Here is a 15,659-nt window from a genome sequence, read left to right as displayed (position 1 = left end):
CGTTCCGGCGCCCCGTTCCCCCACCCCGCAACGGCAGTGCCGCGCGCCCGGCCGCCGCCCGCCGGCGGGTATAATCGCCCCCCGTTTCGGCATCCTGACCAGTGCCAGCGCATTGGGGAGGGTTGCCCATGTCCGCCGATCACGGCCGGACCCAGCGTCACGGATCCACGCCCCGCCTTGCGGCCGTCGGGTCCCTGGCACCAGAGCCCGGACCCCGCGGAGCCGGCGCGGCCCTGGCCGTGGCGCCCGGGGCGCGCCGGGCCGGCACCCCGGGGGCCGGCACCCTGGACCTGAGCATCACCATCGGGGGCGATGCCGGCCAGGGCGTGGAGTCCAGCGGCGCCGGCTTCACCAAGGCCCTGGCCCGCAGCGGCCTGCACGTCTTCAGCGTCACGGACTACCGCTCACGGATCCGCGGCGGCCACAACTTCTACCAGGTCCGGGTGGCGGACCGGCCGCTGTACTCCCACGCGGATCCGGTTCACGTGCTCATCGGCCTGACCGAGGAGACCATCAAGATCCACCTGGACAACCTGGCACCCCGCGCCGCCGTGATCTACGACGAGGAATTCCGCCACGTGGACGCCGATGCGCTGCGGCGGCACCACGTCCAGCCCGTGCCCCTGCCCCTGGGCGAGGTGGCCAAAAAGCACGGCAGCAAGGTGATGATGAACACCGCGGCCCTGGGCGCGGCGGCGGGGCTGATGAACTACAACATCGAGTACCTGGAATCGGTCATCAAGGAGAACTTCGCCAGCAAGGGCGACCGGGTGGTCGAGGCCAACCTCAAGGTGGTGCGGGAAGGGTGGAAGCTGGCCCGGGACGCGGCGGGCGACTTCCCCTACACCTTGCCCGACCCGGGAGGCCGGACGCGCCGCATGGTGCTGCACGGCAACCACGCCTTCGCCCTGGGCGCCGTGGCGGCCGGCTGCCGGTTCGTCGCCGCCTATCCCATGACCCCCGGGACCAGCCTGTTCGAGTGGATGGTGGCCCACGCGGACGAGCTCGGCATCGTCACCAAGCACGCCGAGGATGAGATCGCCGCCATCTGCATGGCCATCGGCGCCGGCCACGCGGGTGCCCGCAGCATGATCACCACCTCGGGCGGCGGCTTCTCCTTGATGGTCGAGGCCCTGGGCATGGCCGGGATGGTCGAGGTCCCCGTGGTGCTGGTCGTCTCCCAGCGCGGCGGCCCCTCCACGGGCCTGCCCACCCGGACGGAGCAGGGCGACCTGCTCTTCGCGATCCACGCCTCCCAGGGCGAGTTCCCCCGCATCGTCCTGGCCCCGGGCACCGTGGACCAGTGCTTCGAGGCGGCGGTGCGGGCCTTCAACTTCGCCGAGCACTACCAGACGCCCGTCATCGTCCTGCTGGACCAGTTCCTGTCGAACCACCTGCGCTCGGTGGACCCGGACACCTTCCGCTGGGAGGACGTCCGCCACGACCGGGCCACCACCCTGACCCACGAGCAGCTGGACCGGCTGGACGGGCCCTACCTGCGCTACAAGGACACCGACGACGGCATCTCGCCCCGGGCCATCCCCGGTCACCCCCTGGCGGTCTACGCCATCACCACCGACGAGCACGACGAGGAAGGCCACATCAGCGAGGAAATCCGCAACCGCCGGCAGCAGATGGAAAAGCGCATGCGCAAGCTGGACACCGCCCAGGCGGAGATGCGCGGGCCCACCTGGTACGGGCCGAAAGACGCGGACCTGACCTTGATCTGCTGGGGTTCCACCTACGGGCCCTGCCGGGAGGCGGTCGACCTGTTCAACCGTGACAAGGGCGAGGGGGCCCGCCTGAACCTCTTGCACTTCACCGACATCTGGCCCTTCCCGGTGGAGCGGACCCTGGCCGAGCTGCCCAAGATCCGCCGGGCCGTGGCCGTTGAGCAGAACTACACCAGCCAGTTCGCCCGACTGCTGCGCATGATGACGGGGTTCGAGGTCCACGCCACGGTGAACAAGTTCGACGGACGGCCCATCGCGCCCCAGGAGATCCTGACCCAGATCGAAGGGGAGGTGCCGGTCCATGCCTGAAGACCAGGAACGGGGTACGGGCAACGGGATGGCCCCCGGCGTGCCCCCGGCTGTCTCGGCCGGACAGGGTGGCCAGCCCACGGGCCCCCACGCCGAGGGGACGAGCGTCACCGGCGCAGCCCCCGGCGCTGGGAAGGCCGCCGGCACAAGCCCCGCTGCCCGGCCTGGGACGCCCGGTGGGACGAACGCGGCCACCGGGGCCGCTAACGATTTCCACGGGGCGGTCAAGCGGCCGGCCTCGCCCCACGGCGGCGGCTGGGGCAGGGCGCAGCGGGTCGACCCGGACCGCGGTGCCGGTCGCGAGGGGGAGGCTCCGCCCATGGGGGCGGACGGTGCAGAGGCCGGCGGCGCGGGCCGGGCCGACGCAGGGAGGGCGGACGCCGACCACCCGGGATCCGGTGCGGTCGCGGCCTTCGGCGGCCGGCCGGCCCGAGGCGGGACCGGGGGCGACGGCCTCGCGCGGGCCGGTTCGTCCGGTGAGGGAGGGGAGGGCGACGGGCCCGCGGCCCAGGTCCCGCCCGCCGCGTTCCGCGGCGGCGAGGCGGGGGGCACCGGCACCGGGTTGGGCGGGGCGCGGGCTGCCGCGGGGGGAGCCCGCACGGGCGCCCGCGCGGCCGTGGCCGACCGGGCGGAGCGGCTCACTGTCAAGGCCTACGCCAGCGACCACCGGCCCACCTGGTGCCCGGGCTGCGGCGACTTCGGCATCCTCACCGCCCTGAAGAAGGCGCTGGTGGACCTCGAGATCTGGCCCCACGAGGTGATGATCGTCTCCGGCATCGGCTGCGGCAGCAAGCTGCCCGACTACATCAACGCCAACGGCTTCATGACCATCCACGGCCGGCCTCTGGCGGTGGCCACGGGCATCAAGCTGGCCAATCCGAAGCTCCACGTCATCGTGGTCCACGGCGACGGCGACGGCTACGGCATCGGCGGCAACCACTGGCTGCACACCATGCGCCGGAACGTGGACCTGGTGGACATCGTGGAGAACAACCAGATCTACGCCCTGACCAAGGGCCAGTACTCGCCCACCAGCGAGCGGGGGTTCAAGACCACCACCTCGCCCACCGGCGCGCCCGAGGACCCCGTGCTGCCGACGCGGGTCGCCTTCGCCGCCGGGGCGAGCTTCATCGCCCGGGGGTTCGCCGGCCAGCCCAACCAGCTGGCGGACATCATCGCCGCCGCCATCCGGCACCGCGGCTACGCCCTGATCGACGTGCTCCAGCCCTGCGTGACCTTCAACAAGCTGAACACCTACGACTGGTACGCCGAGCGGGCCTATTCCGTGGAGGAGGAGGGGCACGACCCCACGGACCCCGAGGCGGCCTGGGCGAAGTGCAACGAGTGGGGGGAGCGGATCCCCATCGGCATCCTGTGGCGCAATGACACCGTCCCGGCCTACGAGGAGCGGGTCCCCGGGCTCCCCGTAGACCCACCCATCGTGGAACGCCCGCTGGACGAGCTGGGCGAGGAGGGGCTGGAGCGGCTCAAGGCCGAGTTCTTCTGAGTCCTTCGGAGGAGGCGTCCTTGGCGTGGATGCGCGGGAGATCTACCAGGCGGTACAGCGGCGCGGGCGGATGGGATCGTCTGAGGAGGCGGCGGCCGCCACCCGCATGACCCTGCAGAGCATGGCCCAAGTGCTGGGGCGGCAAGCCGCGGGCGCCCTGGCGGCCGCCCTGCCGGCCGAGCTGGCGGCCGAACTGGCACGGGCACCGGACCGGCCGGACCCGCTGATCGACCGCCAGGTCTTCGTAGGGCCGCTGGTCAACCACATGGACACCGAGTACGGCTACGACCAGACGGTGGGCGGCCTGGATCTGGTGGCCGCGTACATGGACGACGACGCCGCCACCCGGATGCAGGCGGTCTTCGCCACCCTCAAGGAGCGGCTCGATGCGGGCACCCAGCAGGCCGTGCGAGCCGCCCTCCCTCCTGAGATCCGGGACTGGTGGGACAGCGCCTGAGCGGCCTGCCAGTCAAACAAGAATGCCGGGACCTGTCGGCCTTGGCGGCCGACAGGTCCCGGCGTGGCGGTTGGGGATTGTGCCGTCACGTGCGGTTGCCATCAGGCGCTTTCGACGTAGCGCTCCGGATCCTTGAGGAAGGTGGCCTTGCAATGGGGGCAACAGAAGTAATACTGCCGCCCCTCGTATTCGGCCACGTGGCGGGTTTCCCCGGGCACGACCTCCATGCCGCACACCGGATCGCGAGCGACGGCGGGAAGTTCGGCCTCCCTTGCCGCCCCGTCTGACGCCGCCCTTGACCCGGATGCTGCAGCAGCCACCTGCGTTGCAGCGCCGGTCGAGACGGGCCGGGAGGCCGTGTGGGTCGTGGAAGCCGCGGGTTGCTCGGCGGCTCTCTCCGCGGCGCCCGCTGCCGTACCGGCACCTTCGGCCCCGAGTCTGGCAGCGACCTCATCGCCGACGACCATCCCCGCGTGGGCCCGCAAGCGGGCCCGCCGCTGCCGGATGATGTCGGCCAGGATGGAGACGGCGATTTCCTCCTGGGTGACGGCCCCCAGGTCCAGGCCGGCCGGATTGCGGACCCGCTCCAGATCGGCGGCCGGCACGCCCGCCCCGGCCAGCACCTCCTTGACGGCCGCCGCCCGCTTGCGGCTGGCCACCAGCGCCACGTAGGGAACGCCGGCCGCGAGCCAGCGCTGCAGGCACTCCTCGTCGAAGTGCCCCATCGTCGCCACGACGGCGTACGCTTCCGGCACCGGCTCGAAGTCCTCCAGGGCATCCACCGAGATGGCCCGCCCGCCGGGCACGGCAGCTTCCGGCGGCGCCTCCCGGCCGTACACCAGCACGGGCTCGAAGCCCACCATGGCGGCCATCTGCACCAGAGCGTAGGCGAGGGGCGTATCGCCGCACGCGATCAGTTGGGGCGGCCGAACGAAGGGCTCGATGTATACGTCCACCTCGCCGCCGCTGGGGCAGGTCATGGCGACGGTGACGACCCGGGCGTCCCCCTCCCCGCCGGCCGCTCCGGGTTCCTGCCCCTCGTCGCTCTCCTCGGCGGTGGCGGCATCGGCCGGTACGTCGACACGGATCTGGATGAGGCGCGGCTGCCCGTCGGCCAGCGCCGCCAGCGCCTGCCGCCGGACGATGGACTCGGAGCAGCTGCCCCCGATCCAGCCCTCGATACGACCGTCCGCGGTGATCAGCGCCTTGTCCCCCGCTCTGGACGAAACGGGGGGACGTCGCCGGATCACCGTAGCCAGGGCGAAGGAATGGCCCCGGGCCCGCAACGCCGCCGCCCGGGCCAGAACTGCGTCAGGTCGCCCCGCCGTTCCCACTTCCACCGGATTCAGGCCCCCCCGCCAGCGCCACCCGTGCCGGTTAAGGCGGAACCCGCCTGATCCTCCAGGTTGGCCCGAATCGTGGCGAAGAGCTGCTCGGTGATCTTGCGGGCCTGGTTGTCCAGCAGCCGGCCGCCCACCGTGGCCAGCGGCCCGCTGACATCCGCGTCCGCTCCCCAGCGAAAGCGGGTCGCGCCCTCCCCCGCGGGTTCGAGCTCGATGCGTGCGGTCAACTGGAGCCCGCTCCCCATACCGCTCCCCCGGAGCCGCAGGCCGCCGCGGCGTGGCGCCTCTTCCGGCTGCAGCTCCACCTCCATCTTGAACCGGCCGCGCACGGGGCCGACCCCGATGCGCACCACGGCATCGAAGTGACGGTCATCTTTGACGTTCAGTTCCTGCAGATCGGGCAGGCAGTGACCGACCTGGCCGGGATTGTTGATGAACGCCCAGACCTTCTCCTGCGGGGCCTCGATGGTCAGTTCACCGTCGTAGTGCAGGTGCAATGCCGTCTCCTCCCCCTCTACGGATGATGTGGCTGCGGGGCGGGACACGGGCCCGCCCCGGAGGGCCGCCGGCCGGCCTGCCGGCGGCCCTCCGCGAACCCGCCTCACTCGATCCCGTGCTCGCGCAGGATCTTCCAGATCTTCCACGGCGTGATGGGCATGTCGATGTGGCGCACGCCCAGGTGGGAGAGGGCGTCTACCACCGCGTTGACGAAGGCGGCCGGAGAGCCGACGTTGGGCGACTCGCCGACGCCCTTGGCGCCGATGGGATGGTGGGGCGACGGCGTCACCGTGCGGTCCGTCTCCCACTTGGGGGTCTCCATGGCCGTGGGCAGCAGGTAGGTGGAGAAATCGCTGGACAGGTTGTTGCCGTTCTCGTCGTAGACGATCTCCTGCATGAACGCGATGCCGAAGCCCTCGGTCAGCCCCCCGTGGACCTGCCCTTCCACCACCATCGGGTTGATGACCGTGCCACAGTCATCGACCGCCACGAAGCGGCGCACCTTGACCTGCCCGGTGCCCTTGTCGATGTCAACGACGCAGATGTACGCGCCGTTGGGGAACGTCAGGTTGGGCGGGTTGTAGTAGTAGACGGCTTCGAGACCGGGCTCCACGCCCTCGGGCGGGTTGGTGTAAGCGGCGAAGGCCACCTCCTGGAAGCTCACCGACCGCCCGGGCGCGCCGGCCACGTGGAAGCGGCCGTTCTCCCAGACCACGTCCTCCTCGGACGCCTCCAGCAGGTGGGCGGCGATCTTCCGTGCCTTGTCCCGCACGCGGCGTGCCGCCATGGCCGTGGCAGCGCCGGCCGTCGGCGTACTGCGGCTCGCGTAGGTGCCCAGGCCGTAAGGTGCCGTATCGGTGTCGCCTTCTTCCACCAGGACGTCGTCCACGGGGATCCCCAGTTCGTCCGCGACGATCTGGGCGAAGGTGGTCTCGTGGCCCTGGCCCTGGTGCCGCACGCCGGTCCGCACCAGCACCTTGCCCGTGGGGTGCACGCGGATCTCACAGGAGTCGAACATCTTGATGCCGGCGATGTCGAAGGTATGGGCCGGCCCGGCACCGACGATCTCCGTAAAGGTGGATACGCCGATGCCCATCAGCTCGCCGCGCTTCCGCTTCTCTTCCTGCTCCTTGCGGAGATCCCAGTACCCGATGATGTCCATCGCCTTCTTGAGCGTCTCGGCGTAGTTGCCGCTGTCATAGGTCCACCCCAGCGGCGACGGGTATGGGAACTTCTCCGGCGGGATGAAGTTCTTCAGGCGCAGCTCCACCGGGTCCATCCCCAGCTCGTCGGCCAGGACATCCATGGTCCGCTCGATCAGGTACGAAGCCTCGGTCACCCGGAAGGAGCAGCGGTAGGCGACACCGCCGGGCGCCGTGTTGGTGTAGACCGCGTCCACCTCGACGAAGGCAGTCGGGAAGTCGTAGGACCCGGTCACGATGCTGAAGAGACCGGCTGGGAACTTGGACGGGTTGGCCGCGGCGTCGAAGGCGCCGTGGTCGGCGATGGTCTTGACCCGCAGCGCCTTCACCCTGCCGTCGCGGTCGGCGGCGATCTCGCACGTCATGTGGAAGTCGCGGGCGAAGTGGGTGCTCTGGAGGTTCTCCGTCCGCGTCTCCACCCACTTGACCGGCCGGCCCAGCTGCAACGAGGCCACCACCGCGCAGACGTATCCGGAGTACACCGGCACCTTGTTCCCAAAGCCGCCGCCCACGTCCGGCGAGATCACCCGGATCTTGTGCTCGGGCAACCCGGAGACCAGCGCCAGCAGCGTGCGATGGGCATGGGGCGCCTGGGAGGTGACGTAGAAGGTCAGCCGCTCCGTGGCCTTGTTGTAGTCGGCGATGCAGCCGCAAGGCTCCAGCGGCGCGGGGTGCACACGCGGGTAGTAGACCTCCTGCCGCACCACCACCTCCGCCTCGGCGAAGGCGCGTTCCGTGCGGTCGCGGTCGCCGACCTCCCAGTGCCAGATATGGTTGGTCTTCTGCTCCCGGTCCTCCCGCAGGATGGGCGCGTCGGGCTCCAGGGCCTTGAACGGGTCGACCACCACCGGCAGCGGCTCGTATTCCACCACCTGCGCCAGGGCGTGGGCGCCGTCGAAGGCCGCCTCGCGGGTCTCGGCGACCACGGCCGCCACCTCCTGGCCCTGGAAGAGCACCTTGCCCACTGCCAGGACCATCTGCTTGTCGCCGGCCAGCGTGGGCATCCAGGCCAGGCCGGCCTTCTCCAGGTCCTCCCCGGTGATCACGGCGACGACCCCGGGAACGGACAGCGCCGCTTCCTTGGGGACCGCCTTGACCCGCGCGTGGGCGTAGGGGCTGCGCACGATCGCCATGTAGAGCATGCGCGGGAGCACGATGTCGTCCAGATAGCGGCCGGCGCCCTGGATGAAGCGCGGGTCCTCCTTCCGCTTTACGGGCTGGCCAAGAACGCGCTCGGCAACCGCCATCGGTCAGTTCCCCCCTCGCGCCTGCGGCTCCGCGGCGACAGCCACGTCCTCGCCAGCTGCAGCGGCCGGGGTCTCCCCCCGGAGCTCCGCCGCGGCCTGCTGGACGGCCTTGACGATGTTCTGGTACCCGGTGCACCGGCACAGGTTGCCGGAGATGGCGAACCGGATCTCTTCCTCCGTCGGGTTCGGATTGCGCTGCAGCAGGGCGTAGGCGGTCATCAGCATGCCCGGCGTGCAGTAGCCGCACTGGAGCCCGTGCTGATCCCAGAAGCCCTTCTGCAGCGGGTGGAGCTGGCCGTCCTGGGCCAGGCCCTCCACCGTCATGATCTCGCTGCCGTCCACCTGCACGGCGAACACCGTGCACGACTTGACGGGCCGCCCGTCCAGGATCACGGTACACGCGCCGCAACTGGTCGTGTCACAACCGATGTGCGTCCCCGTCAGGCCCAGTTCTTCACGGAGGAAGTATGCCAGCAGGCGGCGCGGCTCCACTTCGCGCTCGTACGTCACCCCGTTGACGGTCGCCTTGATGCGCTTCCGGATCGTCTCCAACGGCGACACCTCCTCACGCGGCCCGGGCCCGCTCGGCGGCCTCCTGCAGGGCCCGCTGGGTCAGCACCCGCACCATGTCACGCTTGTATTCCTCCGGCCCGCGCTGGTCGGAAGTGGGCTCGGCCTGCTCCGCGGCCAGCCGGGCGGCCTCGGCGATGGTGTCCGCCGTCAGGGGCTTGCCCACCAGGTATTCCTCCGCCCTGCTGGCCCGCAGGGAGATGGGCCCCACCGCGCACAGGCCGATGCCGGCACGCGTGCATTCGCCCGCCGCGTTGAGGGTGACCTGCACGCCCACCGCGGCGATGGCGAAGTCCCCCAGCTTGCGCTCCAGCTTCAGGTAGGCGCCACCCGACCGCTCCGGCGGGATGGGCACCCGCACCTCGGTGAGCAGCTCGTCCTCGCCCATCGCCGTCGTGAAGGTGTCCACCAGGAACTCGTCGATGGACAGGGTGCGGGAACCGTCCGGCCCCGTCACCACCACCTGCGCCCCGGCGGCCAGCATGGCCGCACCCCAGTCGCCGGCAGGGTCCGCGTGGACCAGGGAGCCGGCCACGGTCCCGCGGTTTCGCACCAGGGGATCGGCGACGACCCGCGCCGTGGCGACCAGCAGCGGGTAGCGCTTTTCGAGGCCGGGCGCGTTTTCTACGTCGGCGTGCCGGGTCAGGGCGCCGATGCGGAGGAACCCGTCCTCCTCGCGGAGGTACGCCAGGTCCTCGATGCGGTTGATGTCCACCAGCAGGGCGGGCTCCAGCAGCCGGAAGCGCAGCATGGGGATGAGGCTCTGGCCGCCCGCCAGCACCTTGGCCTCGTAACCGTGCTTGCGCAACAGTTGCACCGCCTCGGCCACCGTACGCGGTGCGACGTAGTCGAAAGGCGGTGTAATCATGACACTCCCCCTATCGCGATTCTTCCGGGCATGCGGGGAGCGGCGCCTTGCACGCCCAAACGGGGCACTGGGGACGGGACAAGGTTGGACCCTCCAGAGATGTAGCGACGACCTGGGAACTGCAGTGACTGTGCGGCGATACGGAGAGCAACGTCGGCCGCTCCCCGCCCCGTGTCTTCTCCCCCAGCCACGGTGCCGTGGTTCGGTTTCGTTGTCTTCGCGACTTAACAACAAATTCCTTCCTGGGCCCACGGCCGACGAATTTTCTTAAGGCGTACGCGCCCGCGTAGCTCCCCGTAGACGCCGGCGTCGATCTCCCCGGCCACGGGAGCCGCCACGACAGCGCCCGTGGCCGCCGCCGCATGAGACAATCGTTCCGGCCAGGACCACCCTCGCAGGCTCGCGTCCACGAGGGCGGCCACCACGGCATCGCCGGCGCCCACGGGATTTGCGACGCAACGCCGGGTCTCGCCGTCGATCCATACCCAGCGCGTCTCGTAGCCGGACGCCGTCAGCGCGGCATCGATCCGGCGGCCCGTCGTGCCCCCGACGAATCCTGCAACCGTCGTACGCACCCCCAGCTGGCCGAGGACCCTGGCTACGTTCACCGCCTTGCCGCCGGGGCGCTCGTACACGCGCCGTACGCGGGTCCATCGCTCAGGCCCGCCCCCTCGCTCCGCAGAGCCGGATCTTTCCCGCCGCGGCGGCCTTGAGGGCCTCAAGCCCCGCCCGTGACACGTGCCTGGGGTCCGATGCCGCTGCGCCGGCGAGGGCGGAGCGCACGGTATGACTCCAAGCGTGTTTCAACTCCGTTGCGAAGTTGATCTTGGTAATGCCCCGGGCGATGGCCTCCCGGAGCAAGTCCCCCGGTACTCCCGACCCACCGTGCAGGACCAGCGGTACCGGAACCCGGCACCGGATCGCTTCCAATCGCTCCAGGTCCAATTGGGGTTCACCGCGGTATGCCCCGTGTACCGTCCCGATCGATACCGCAAGGCTGTCCACGCCTGTACGGGCGACGACGGCCTCGGCCCTCATCGGGGCGGGTGAAGGAGTCCCGGGTATCCCCCCCGGCTGTGCCGTCCCCTGTCGAGGCTGGCGGTGCCTACTCGCCGGTGGGGGGGACGTAGCCGAGCTCCCCCTCCACGGCCGCGCCGGCCGCGTGGGCAGCCTCCACGACCTTGCGAGTGAGCTCGACGTTTTGGGCGAAGGGCCGGGAAGAATAGTCGGCCACCACCGAGGTGAAACCGTGCCGCAGTGCACCGATCACCAGAGCCTGTTTCACTGATCCTGACGAGATCAGATGGACTTGCCCCGGTTTCGTGGACACCCCGATACTTGGGGCATAAGCCCCGGAAAGGGTGATCCCCATGCCGGCTACCAAGCCGCCGTACCCTTCCGAGTTTCGGGCCGAAGCCGTCCGCCTCGTCCGGGAGAGCGGGAAGAAGCTCCAGCAGATTGCCGCCGACCTCGGCGTCTCGGAAGCCAGCCTGCGGAAGTGGGTCCGCCAAGCCGAGATCGATGCGGGGCAGCGCCCCGGGTTGACCACGGCCGAACGGGAGGAACTGAACCGGCTGCGGCGGGAGAACCGGATCCTGCGGGAGGAGCGTGAAATCCTAAAAAAAGTCCTCCATGCCGCCTACGGCGGCACCACGAAGGACGAAAATGGCGTCCAGCCAAAGTTGTATGTGCCACCGGTTGCATGAGATCGAGCTTGCTTGGTGCCGGCAAGCCCGCAAAAAAGTCTGATCCTGGCGATCGCGCGGCACCACGAACTGTTGCCCTCCGCACGGGGGAGCACGCGAGGGAGAATCTTGACCGAGGCGATCGCCACGCCGGTGAGTTCCCTGGGACGGGGGGCGGTGGCGGTGGACGTGGTGCACGAGCGGTGCGCGGGGCTGGACGTGCATAAGCAGACGGTGACCGGTTGTGTGATCACCCCGGAGGTCCGTGAGACGCGGACCTTCGGCACGATGACGGCGCCGTTGTTGGAGTTGGTCGCTTGGCTGCAACACCACGGCGTGACGCACGTGGCCATGGAGAGCACGGGGGTGTACTGGAAGCCGGTCTACAACCTGCTCGAGGGCTCCGGGATCGAGGTCCTGGTGGTCAATGCGCAACACATCAAGCAGGTACCGGGTCGCAAGACGGATGTCAAGGATGCCGCGTGGATCGCGGAGTTGCTCCGGCATGGGCTGCTGCGGGGCAGCTTCATCCCGGATCGCAACCAGCGGGAGCTGCGGGAACTGGTGCGCTACCGCCGGAGCTTGATCCAGGAGCAAGCCCGGGAAGCGAACCGGATCCAAAAGGTGCTGGAAGGTGCCAACATCAAACTCGGGGATGTGACCAGCGTGGTCCTGGGTGTCTCCGGCCGGCAGATGTTAAAGGCCATCATTGCCGGAGAGACGGATCCGGAGAAGCTGGCGGATTTGGCCCGGGGTCGTTTGCGGAGCAAGCGGGAGAGCTTGGTCCAAGCGCTGACGGGTTTGATCGGCCCGCACCAACGGCGGTTGCTGGCTGCACAGCTGGCCCACGTCGAGTTCCTGGATGAGCAGATTGCCGCTTTGGATCGCGAGATCGCCGAGCGCATGCGCCCTTATGAAGCCATCCTGGAGCGGATGGACGAGCTGGATGGCCTGGCCCGGCGCACAAGCGAGGAGATCCTGGCGGAGATCGGCGTCGACATGAGCCGCTTCCCGACGCATCGTCACCTGGCCTCGTGGGCCAAGATCTGTCCGGGCAACAACCAGAGTGCCGGAAAGCGCCGGAGTGGGAACACGGGGCAAGGGAACGCCTATCTACGGGCGGCCCTGGTCCGCGCGGCTCAGGCTGCGGCGCGGACACGCGACACCTACTTGGCGGCCCAATTCCGCCGCCTCGCTGCGCGGCGGGGCAAGAACCGTGCCAAAGTGGCCGTCGCCCATAGCATCTTGGTGATCATCTACCACATGATCAAGCACGGCACACGCTATAACGATCTTGGGGCGGCGCATTTCGAACGGCTCAACGAGCAGGCCACCGTCCGGCGGACCGTGGCACGTCTTGAGGCGCTGGGTTACAAGGTCACACTTGAGAAGCCCATGTCCGCCGCCTAAGCCCACGCCGCATTTTCGAGGGAGCCGCGGCCTTTTTTGCCCAGGAGAACCACCGGAGCCGGTAACGGTGTTCCGGTTCGTCGAGCAGGAGAAGGCGCATCACCCTGTGGCGACCTTGTGCCGTGTGCTGGGCGTCTCGACAAGCGGCTACTACGCATGGCGGCGGCGTGGGATCTCGCAGCGGTCCCGCGAAGACGCAGAACTGAGCCGGCGCGTCCACGCCATCCACACCGCGAGCCGGGGCACCTACGGGGCCCCGCGGGTGCACGCCGAACTTCGGCTGGTTCATGGCATCCGTTGCGGACGCAAGCGCATCGCCCGGCTGATGCGGGCCATGGGGCTCACCGGGGTGCACCGGCGCCGGAACCGAGGGGTGACCCGCCGGGATCCGCGACGACCCGTCTATCCGGATCGGCTGCATCGCCAGTTTGTACCCGATGCGCCCAACCGGGTGTGGGTGGCGGACCTCACGGAGCACCGCACGGAGGAAGGCTGGCTGTACCTGGCCACGGTGGTGGATGCCTTTTCCCGCGCCGTAGTGGGCTGGGCCATGGGCGACCGGCCCGTGGCGGAGTTGGGGGTGGACGCCGTCACCATGGCGGTGCGGCGGCGCCGACCGGGGCCCGGCTTGATCCACCACTCCGACCATGGGGCCCAGTACACCTCGCTGGCGTTGACCCGTCGCTTGGAGGCCCTGGGCATCGCCGGATCGATGGGCTCCGTGGGCGATGCACTGGACAACGCCGTGGCGGAGAGTTTCTACGCGACGCTGCAGACGGAACTCCTCGACCGGCAAACCTGGGCCACTCGGGATCAACTGCGCATGGCGATCTTCGAGTACGTCGAAGGGTTCTACAACCGGCGGCGGCGTCACTCGGCACTGGGTTACCTCTCGCCTTACGAGTACGAGGAGCGTTGGATCCAGGAGTGAAAGGCTCAGCCACAGGAAGGGGTCGTCGCGTAAGCCTCAACCTGTCCACGAAACCGGGCCAACTCCATTGCAACTCATTCCCGTAATGCACGTCTTAACTCCCGGACCGGAAACAGCAACGCCACAGCAGTGCCACCTATAGCCCAGATAGCATGGTGTAACGTGGATACTCCTAGCTCGCCGAAAAAGACATCCCTACTCATTTCCACTATGTGGTACATTGGTAGAACTTGAATTATCATCTGCGCGATTCCCGGCAGTTTATCAACAGGGAAAAATACACCCGAGAACAGCAATAACGGAGTCACCACCAGCGTAAAGTAGTAGAACAACTGCTCTACATGCCGGATTTTTGCCACTACAGTCCACGTGATAGACCCGAAAAACATACCATTGATGGCCAGAATGGCTGGCAACATAATCACGGACCACGCCGGCATTAATCCAAACAAGACGGTGACCAACAAAAACATACCTCCATACATAATGCTGCGCACAATTTCCCATATCAATTCGCCCGCTATAATCTCCTCTTCTCTTATTGAAGTATTCATCATTGCTTGATAGACGCCCTGTTCGCGCAGCCGCATATACCCTCCCGACGTTATGTCATACACCACGCTAGTCGCAGCAGTCATGACAAGAAGTCCTGGAGCGATATACTCTAGCAAAGACGTACCATTGAGGTTCACAAACCCTCCAAGACCCCACCCGATGGCACCTAAGTACATTACAGGATCACCAAGAAACAGTATAATGTTAGTGTGAAATTGCTTCCGCCATGCAAGCCAATTTCTTAGTGTAACCGCAAGTGCTTTCCTGCTGACGGTTGGCAATAACAGTCGTCTCATGCCCTTAGTCCCTTCCCTGCGACGATTAAGAAGACATCTTCCAAGTTTGCGGGACGAATCAAATACTGATTTGGATTGCGAAGCTCCGCCGGCAGCATGCCCATCAGTACATCAGGACTGTCTGCGTAGACATAAACGCTCCTCCCGAGCTGTTCGACACGGCGGACATCGGCTTGAACCCTGGCCATATCCAAGTTCGGCTCCACAGTGTCATGAATCTCCATAACCCACTTACCCACGTACTGAGTGACGAGGGAGCTGGGCTCACCCTCCGCGATGATGCTGCCTTCATGTAATATTGCTACCCGATCACAAAGCCGCCATGCCTCCTCCATATAATGGCTTGTCAATATCAACGTGCGCCCACCCGACTTCAATTCTCGTATCTTCTCCCAAACAGTCAGACGTGCCTGTGGGTCCAACCCTGTTGTCGGCTCGTCCAGTACGACCAGCTCAGGGTCATTAATTAAGGACCTCGCTATAATTAGGCGCCTCTTCATACCCCCAGATAACTCATCGATCTTGGCGTCCCCCTTATTGTCTAGGTCAACGAATCGTAGGAGTTCCTGCGCCCGTTGCCGGGCTACATGAGAACTCATGCCAAAGTATCGCGCGTATAGTTCCAGGTTTTCAATCACGCTCAGCTCAGGGTCTAGGTTGTTTTCTTGCGGAACACAGCCTACCCTTTCCTTAATCACAGATGGTGCGTCTGCAATATCTTTCCCCAACACCCAAAGCGTACCTGAAGTCGGCTCGGTCCGCCCGGATATTATGTTGAGTAGAGTTGTCTTACCAGCACCATTCGGACCGAGTATCCCGACACACTCTCCAGAACTAACCCTTAAGTCCACGCCCCGTAATGCATCAATGTTACCGTATCTCTTGGTTAATCCACGCGCCATGATCACGACATTGTCGGACACCCACGGAGTCCTCCCCATTGCAGTGCCTGGTTCTGGTCAATTATCCCGGGGGACCGCCACTACGAAAAACTGCAGTGAATTACGATACCGCCACTCGCCGCATTCAACGGCTATTAGAGGAGACC

Annotated in this window: 16 protein-coding genes; 6 read left to right on the top strand and 10 right to left on the bottom strand. The window is 67.5% G+C overall.

Annotated features, from left to right (window positions below; translation table 11 throughout):
- The first annotated feature begins 128 nt into the window (after window positions 1-128).
- The 3 genes from THESUDRAFT_RS04885 to THESUDRAFT_RS04875 are packed head-to-tail and all read left to right on the top strand — an operon-like array spanning window position 129 to window position 4,006.
- Window positions 129-2,042 (top strand): 2-oxoacid:acceptor oxidoreductase subunit alpha, encoded by a 1,914-nt coding sequence (locus tag THESUDRAFT_RS04885; RefSeq protein ID WP_006903634.1) that lies wholly within the window; start codon window positions 129-131, stop codon window positions 2,040-2,042.
- Window positions 2,035-3,549 carry a 2-oxoacid:ferredoxin oxidoreductase subunit beta gene (locus THESUDRAFT_RS12165; RefSeq protein WP_006903633.1) on the top strand — a complete coding sequence of 505 codons (1,515 nt, stop codon included), beginning with the start codon at window positions 2,035-2,037 and terminating at the stop codon, window positions 3,547-3,549. The genes THESUDRAFT_RS04885 and THESUDRAFT_RS12165 overlap by 8 nt, the downstream gene beginning before the upstream one ends.
- 25 nt (window positions 3,550-3,574) lie before the next feature.
- On the top strand, window positions 3,575-4,006 hold the full coding sequence (locus THESUDRAFT_RS04875) for a DUF2267 domain-containing protein (protein WP_006903632.1): 432 nt from the start codon (window positions 3,575-3,577) through the stop codon (window positions 4,004-4,006).
- Between the two features lie 101 nt (window positions 4,007-4,107).
- On the opposite strand, the gene THESUDRAFT_RS04870 is transcribed toward THESUDRAFT_RS04875, so the two are convergent.
- From THESUDRAFT_RS04870 to THESUDRAFT_RS14945, 8 genes are all read right to left on the bottom strand, one after another.
- The gene (locus THESUDRAFT_RS04870) at window positions 4,108-5,346 is read right to left on the bottom strand and encodes an XdhC family protein (protein WP_006903631.1); all 1,239 of its coding nucleotides are present in this window, start codon (window positions 5,344-5,346) and stop codon (window positions 4,108-4,110) included.
- Between the two features lie 5 nt (window positions 5,347-5,351).
- Window positions 5,352-5,846, bottom strand: coding sequence for an SRPBCC family protein (locus THESUDRAFT_RS04865; protein WP_006903630.1), 495 nt, complete (start codon window positions 5,844-5,846; stop codon window positions 5,352-5,354).
- A 104-nt stretch (window positions 5,847-5,950) separates the two neighbouring features.
- Window positions 5,951-8,296: an aerobic carbon-monoxide dehydrogenase large subunit gene (locus tag THESUDRAFT_RS04860; RefSeq protein ID WP_006903629.1), complete on the bottom strand. Its 2,346-nt coding sequence runs from the start codon at window positions 8,294-8,296 to the stop codon at window positions 5,951-5,953.
- A 3-nt stretch (window positions 8,297-8,299) separates the two neighbouring features.
- On the bottom strand, window positions 8,300-8,848 hold the full coding sequence (locus THESUDRAFT_RS04855; RefSeq protein ID WP_006903628.1) for a (2Fe-2S)-binding protein: 549 nt from the start codon (window positions 8,846-8,848) through the stop codon (window positions 8,300-8,302).
- 13 nt (window positions 8,849-8,861) lie between these two features.
- Window positions 8,862-9,734, bottom strand: a complete 873-nt coding sequence (locus THESUDRAFT_RS04850) for an FAD binding domain-containing protein (protein WP_006903627.1) — start codon at window positions 9,732-9,734, stop codon at window positions 8,862-8,864.
- 224 nt (window positions 9,735-9,958) lie between these two features.
- On the bottom strand, window positions 9,959-10,369 hold the full coding sequence (locus tag THESUDRAFT_RS04845; RefSeq protein WP_006903626.1) for a PfkB family carbohydrate kinase: 411 nt from the start codon (window positions 10,367-10,369) through the stop codon (window positions 9,959-9,961).
- A gap of 22 nt (window positions 10,370-10,391) precedes the next feature.
- Window positions 10,392-10,772, bottom strand: coding sequence for a class II fructose-bisphosphate aldolase (locus THESUDRAFT_RS15265; protein WP_083855348.1), 381 nt, complete (start codon window positions 10,770-10,772; stop codon window positions 10,392-10,394).
- A 67-nt stretch (window positions 10,773-10,839) separates the two neighbouring features.
- Entirely contained in the window at window positions 10,840-11,004 is a 165-nt protein-coding gene (locus tag THESUDRAFT_RS14945) for a class II fructose-bisphosphate aldolase (RefSeq protein WP_207635419.1), read from the bottom strand.
- 100 nt (window positions 11,005-11,104) lie between these two features.
- Here THESUDRAFT_RS14945 and THESUDRAFT_RS04835 point away from each other — a divergent pair, with 100 nt between their 5' ends.
- From THESUDRAFT_RS04835 to THESUDRAFT_RS04825, 3 genes are all read left to right on the top strand, one after another.
- Window positions 11,105-11,440, top strand: coding sequence for a transposase (locus tag THESUDRAFT_RS04835; protein WP_006903625.1), 336 nt, complete (start codon window positions 11,105-11,107; stop codon window positions 11,438-11,440).
- Between the two features lie 162 nt (window positions 11,441-11,602).
- Window positions 11,603-12,829 (top strand): IS110 family RNA-guided transposase, encoded by a 1,227-nt coding sequence (locus THESUDRAFT_RS04830; RefSeq protein ID WP_040826952.1) that lies wholly within the window; start codon window positions 11,603-11,605, stop codon window positions 12,827-12,829.
- Window positions 12,830-12,896: 67 nt separating this feature from the next.
- Entirely contained in the window at window positions 12,897-13,760 is an 864-nt protein-coding gene (locus THESUDRAFT_RS04825) for an IS3 family transposase (RefSeq protein WP_006903623.1), read from the top strand.
- 74 nt (window positions 13,761-13,834) lie between these two features.
- Here THESUDRAFT_RS04825 and THESUDRAFT_RS12800 read toward each other — a convergent pair whose 3' ends face one another.
- A complete protein-coding gene (locus tag THESUDRAFT_RS12800) occupies window positions 13,835-14,611 on the bottom strand; it encodes an ABC transporter permease (RefSeq protein ID WP_006903621.1) in 777 nt (258 codons plus the stop codon).
- Window positions 14,608-15,534 carry an ABC transporter ATP-binding protein gene (locus THESUDRAFT_RS12795; RefSeq protein ID WP_006903620.1) on the bottom strand — a complete coding sequence of 309 codons (927 nt, stop codon included), beginning with the start codon at window positions 15,532-15,534 and terminating at the stop codon, window positions 14,608-14,610. The genes THESUDRAFT_RS12800 and THESUDRAFT_RS12795 overlap by 4 nt, the downstream gene beginning before the upstream one ends.
- Between the last annotated feature and the right edge of the window lie 125 nt (window positions 15,535-15,659).

Source organism: Thermaerobacter subterraneus DSM 13965 (assembly GCF_000183545.2).
Lineage (GTDB): Bacteria > Bacillota > Sulfobacillia > Thermaerobacterales > Thermaerobacteraceae > Thermaerobacter > Thermaerobacter subterraneus.
The sequence above is the reverse complement of the archived record's forward strand: the minus strand, read 5'-3'. Positions and strand labels throughout refer to the sequence as shown.